Here is a 4,698-nt window from a genome sequence, read left to right on the forward strand (position 1 = left end):
AACCTTGTCAATAATGGCTTTGAACAGATTTTCGTGATGCTCTGTAACCGTAAAATGCAAATGTGAAACCGAATTCGACGAGGCGTAAAAGGCACATTCGTTTAAATGCTCTTCAACCGGAGTTGCTATGTGCTTGTGATATTTATGAAAATCGAGTACTCCTTTTGGTTTGTTGGCAAAATCAAAATGTTCGTTAGACAACATTAGCTTGATAAAACGATAACTTTTTTCATGGCTTTCCAATGAATAGTAATCGGGATACAATTGTTTTACTGCCGATTTGATTTCTTCATAAAACGGAAACTTTTCAATTCCGGCTAAAAAAATCGGTAAGTTTTTGTCTTTTTTGCGGTTGATGTAAGCGTTAATGGTTTCGTTTTCGTAGTCGAAGTCGTTTAGAAACTCATTCAGAAACTTGAACATTCTGCTCGCAGCCCCTGAGGCCGGAACAAACTTCTTGAGTTTTAAATTGGTTTTTTTTAAATCGAAACTATTAGCGAACTCCTGAAATTTCTCATTGGTTAGATTGAGAATTCCGTCGCCTATGGTTGCCGGTCTTTCCAAAGAAACTTTTGGAATTCCGGATCGAAACAGTAATAATTCGGTTTCTATTTTATCCAAAGAAATGCCTTTGGCTTTGATTTGCTCAAAGTCGGTTTCTGTTATTCCGAAATTTTTGGCTAAACTTTCTTTGCTTGTAAAACGTTCTTCCATTCTAAATATCCGTAAATGGCAATTACTGTAAAAATCAAATATTGCAACGACAACATTCCTAAACCTCTGTAGGCAAAAAGCGGCACCACTATACAATCACCTATGATCCATAGCGTCCAATTTTCTATTTTTTTCAACGCCATATACCACATCGCTGTAAAAAAAAGGCCGGATGTAAAAATATCAATATAATTAGGAATTTCAAGAGTGTAATTAAAAAACTTGTAAACCATATAGGTAAAAAACACTGTCAGTAAAAAGAATGCCAAACCGATAAGCTTCTCTCGTTTATTGGTTCTGGTAATTTTAAGATTAGGTACATTCGATTTAGAAGACCACCTATACCAGCCATAAATACTCATAACAGAATAATAAGCATTCATAGTCATGTCGCCGAAATATTTTGCTTGGTAAAGTAAATAGGTTGTGATAACTGTAGCTATCAAACCGGTTGGATAAACCCAAATATTTTCTTTTTTGGCTAAGATGACACTGGCAATTCCGAATACAAACACCAAAAACTCCAGAATAATTTGGAGAGTTGAGGCTTCATTATATTGTGAAAGAAAAAAATCTACCATCAGTCAAAAAAAGTTGGGTCGCTTTCAAAAGCGGTTCCGATTACAACTAAATCGGCTCCGGCTGTAAATGCCTCTTCAATAGCTTGCCTTGAGCGAATGCCACCACCTACAATTAAAGGTACTGAAATTCTTTGGGCAACAGCGGTTATCATTCCCAATGGCACTGCTTTCTGTGCACCGCTACCGGCTTCCAGATAAATCAATTTGTTTCCAATGAATTCGCCGGCTTTGGCTGTTTGGGCTGCATAGTCAAAATTATACCTGCTCAAGGGTTTGGTTTGGCTGACTTTTTCTACTGCGGTTTCACTTCCGCTTTCGATTAAAATGTAGCCGGTGGAAATAACTTCGAGTTGGGTTTTTTCCAAAATGGGAACGGCATTAACTTGATGCTCAATAAGATACTCCGGATTTCTTCCAGAAAGCAATTGCAAAAATAATATCCCATGGGCTTGTTCGGAAATTTGCTCCGGATTCCCGGGGAAAAGTAAAATAGGCAATGTGGTTTGGGTTTTTAATATTTTGATCAGTTCGTTTAAATGGTTGCCTTCAAACGAACTGCCGCCAACAAACACATGTGTTGCAGGTGATTGATTGATTTTATCAAACAGTAGACCAATGGATGCTACCGATAATTTATCGGGATCCAGCAGTATGGCTAAAAGTTTTCGTTGCTGATTTTTTGCCGTTTGTATTTCTTGATAAAGGGAATTCATGATTGCGTTTGACCACTAAAATCGTTCAAAGAAACGGAATTAAATGCACAAACAAATACATAATCTTCTATGAAATCGAAAACAACATCAAAGTATTCTTCTTTATTGTTGAACTTCAAGACGACTTTACATTGTTGCTCTTCTAAGTTGAAATTGCTTTCAAAAATATGGTCTTTGAAGCTGATGCCTACTTCATTTTTAATTTTAAAAACCGATTCTTTTATGCCCCAAACGACCGTTGCTTTTTTGAGCAAATCGGTTGCTGATAAATCTTTTAGGTGGGAAACATCCATAAATCGGGGAGCTAATTTTATGGTTTTGTCTTTTAGTATTTCTAAATCTGCTCCAACCATAAGATCGCTGATTACTATTACTGAAAAATCATTAGAATGAGAAATAGAAATGTGTTTGCCATCGGTTAAATGTGGCTTCCCGAATTCGTCATAAAACAAGTCATAATCATTATAACCGGCTTCCATAAGCAATCGTCTTACACTTAGAAAACCTTTTTGATGGCTTTCGGATTTCATGCCTTCCAATCTGGCTAAAGAAACATCCCTCAAGGCTACTGAACGAAAAAGTTCATCGAAGGATTCGTTTATTTTCCAAACGTATCTTGAAGTGTTTTGATTTAAAGCTTTGATTTCTAGTAACGGCATGGGTATTTATAAATTATCTCTTTGTTTTTCAGAAAATTAAGCACTTAAACAATCCCTAAAAAATCAAAAAAGTTTTTTTTAATTCTTTTCTATTCCGTAATTTTGCACCACATTATTTAAAACAAATATACACAATAGATGAGTACACAAACATTACCTTATGTAGCTTACAAAGTTAAAGATATTAACTTGGCAGCTTGGGGAAGAAAAGAAATTGAATTGGCAGAAGCTGAAATGCCGGGATTAATGGCGCTTCGTGCAGAATATGGAGCAAGCCAACCTTTAAAAGGGGCGCGTATTGCCGGGTGTCTTCACATGACTATCCAAACCGCTGTTTTGATTGAGACTTTAATTGCATTGGGTGCCGAAGTTACTTGGTCCTCTTGTAACATTTTCTCTACTCAAGATCAGGCTGCTGCGGCAATCGCAGCTGCAGGAATTCAGGTTTATGCTTGGAAAGGTTTGAATGAAGAAGATTTTGATTGGTGTATTGAGCAAACTTTATTTTTTGGCGAAGACAGAAAACCATTAAACATGATTTTGGATGATGGAGGTGATTTGACGAATATGGTATTTGATCGTTACCCAGAATTAATTCCGGGCATCAAAGGTTTGTCGGAAGAAACTACAACCGGAGTTCACAGATTATATGAAAGAATGAAAAACGGAACGTTATTCATGCCGGCTATTAACGTAAATGATTCAGTTACTAAATCGAAATTCGATAATAAATACGGTTGTAAAGAATCGGCTGTTGATGCCGTTCGTCGTGCAACAGATATCATGTTGGCCGGAAAAAGAGTGGTTGTTTGCGGATATGGTGACGTAGGTAAAGGAACTGCGGCTTCTTTCAGAGGTGCAGGTTCAATAGTAACTGTTACTGAAATCGATCCGATTTGTGCTTTACAAGCGGCTATGGACGGATTTGAAGTGAAAAAATTAGATACGGTTATCGCTAATGCTGATATCGTCATTACAACTACCGGTAACAAAGATATCGTAGTGGGAAGACATTTCGAAGCGATAAAAGACAAAACCATTGTATGTAACATTGGTCACTTTGATAATGAAATTGACATGGCTTGGTTGAACCAAAACTTTGGCAACACTAAAGTGGAAATCAAACCACAAGTAGACAAATACAATGTAAACGGAAATGATATTTTGATTTTGGCCGAAGGTCGTTTGGTGAACTTAGGTTGTGCTACAGGTCACCCAAGTTTTGTAATGAGTAATTCATTTACCAACCAAACTTTAGCTCAAATTGAATTGTGGACCAACAGTGAAGCTTACAACAACGAAGTATACATGTTACCTAAACATTTAGATGAAAAAGTAGCGGCTTTACACTTGGCTAAATTAGGCGTTGAATTGGAAACTTTGAATAAAGAACAAGCAGCTTACATTGGTGTGGAAGTTCAAGGACCTTTCAAACCAGAGTATTACAGATATTAATAAAAGTACGAAATACAAAGTACAAAGTACGAAGTTAAAAACCCTTGCTGAAAAGCGAGGGTTTTTTATTTTAAACTGGTCACCATCATCCCGTTAGGGATGCAATATTGGTAGCAAAAATTTTCAAAAAACGAATAGGTTGCTGTAGAAATTATATTCAAACACAAAAGACCAATCCCAATTAGCCCCGATTGAAGAAGCTACCGCGTAGCTCGTAAAGCGGGAAAAAGGAAACCAAAAAAGCCCGAACCTTTCGCTCCCTAGAACAAAAAACCCGCTCATTGCTGAACGGGTTTTGTATTTTGATAAGAGTTTGTTCTTATGCCTCGAATGGAAGGATAGACACAAATGATTTGTTGTCACCTTTTTTCTGGAATTTTACAATCCCGTCAACCTTTGCATGTAAAGTATGATCTTTACCCATGTAAACGTTTTCTCCCGGGTTGTGTTTAGAACCTCTTTGTCTAACGATGATATTACCAGCAATTGCAGCTTGACCACCATAAATCTTAACGCCTAAACGTTTCGATTCTGATTCTCTACCATTCTTAGAACTACCGACACCTTTCTTGTGAG

The 4,698-nt window shown here is 37.0% G+C and carries 6 protein-coding genes; 1 reads left to right on the forward strand and 5 read right to left on the reverse strand.

All coding sequences use genetic code 11. The features are described 5' to 3' along the window. From ACIQ32_RS11205 to ACIQ32_RS11220, 4 genes are all read right to left on the reverse strand, one after another. Positions 1-714: DUF4301 family protein (locus ACIQ32_RS11205; RefSeq protein WP_396195776.1), on the reverse strand; the 714-nt coding region annotated here is incomplete at its 3' end. After that, on the reverse strand, positions 681-1,295 hold the full coding sequence (gene pnuC, locus ACIQ32_RS11210) for a nicotinamide riboside transporter PnuC (protein ID WP_396195777.1): 615 nt from the start codon (positions 1,293-1,295) through the stop codon (positions 681-683). The genes ACIQ32_RS11205 and pnuC, both read right to left, overlap by 34 nt. Next, a complete protein-coding gene (locus ACIQ32_RS11215) occupies positions 1,295-2,008 on the reverse strand; it encodes a geranylgeranylglyceryl/heptaprenylglyceryl phosphate synthase (protein ID WP_396195778.1) in 714 nt (237 codons plus the stop codon). The genes pnuC and ACIQ32_RS11215 overlap by 1 nt, the downstream gene beginning before the upstream one ends. Beyond that, positions 2,005-2,667 carry a 4'-phosphopantetheinyl transferase family protein gene (locus ACIQ32_RS11220; protein WP_396195779.1) on the reverse strand — a complete coding sequence of 221 codons (663 nt, stop codon included), beginning with the start codon at positions 2,665-2,667 and terminating at the stop codon, positions 2,005-2,007. The genes ACIQ32_RS11215 and ACIQ32_RS11220 overlap by 4 nt, the downstream gene beginning before the upstream one ends. 138 nt (positions 2,668-2,805) lie before the next feature. Here ACIQ32_RS11220 and ahcY point away from each other — a divergent pair, with 138 nt between their 5' ends. Continuing rightward, positions 2,806-4,122 carry an adenosylhomocysteinase gene (gene ahcY / locus ACIQ32_RS11225; protein WP_396195780.1) on the forward strand — a complete coding sequence of 439 codons (1,317 nt, stop codon included), beginning with the start codon at positions 2,806-2,808 and terminating at the stop codon, positions 4,120-4,122. A gap of 319 nt (positions 4,123-4,441) precedes the next feature. Here ahcY and rpmA read toward each other — a convergent pair. Next, a partial coding sequence (rpmA, locus tag ACIQ32_RS11230; RefSeq protein WP_396195781.1) for a 50S ribosomal protein L27 occupies positions 4,442-4,698 on the reverse strand: 257 nt, incomplete at its 5' end.

Source organism: Flavobacterium sp. (assembly GCF_044373165.1).
Classification (GTDB): Bacteria; Bacteroidota; Bacteroidia; order Flavobacteriales; family Flavobacteriaceae; genus Flavobacterium.

Coding starts and splice junctions, on each gene's coding strand:
- pnuC (WP_396195777.1), bottom strand. CDS start 1,295: ATGGTAGATTTTTTTCTTTCACAATATAATGAAGCCTCAACTCTCCAA.
- ACIQ32_RS11215 (WP_396195778.1), bottom strand. CDS start 2,008: ATGAATTCCCTTTATCAAGAAATACAAACGGCAAAAAATCAGCAACGA.
- ACIQ32_RS11220 (WP_396195779.1), bottom strand. CDS start 2,667: ATGCCGTTACTAGAAATCAAAGCTTTAAATCAAAACACTTCAAGATAC.
- ahcY (WP_396195780.1), top strand. CDS start 2,806: ATGAGTACACAAACATTACCTTATGTAGCTTACAAAGTTAAAGATATT.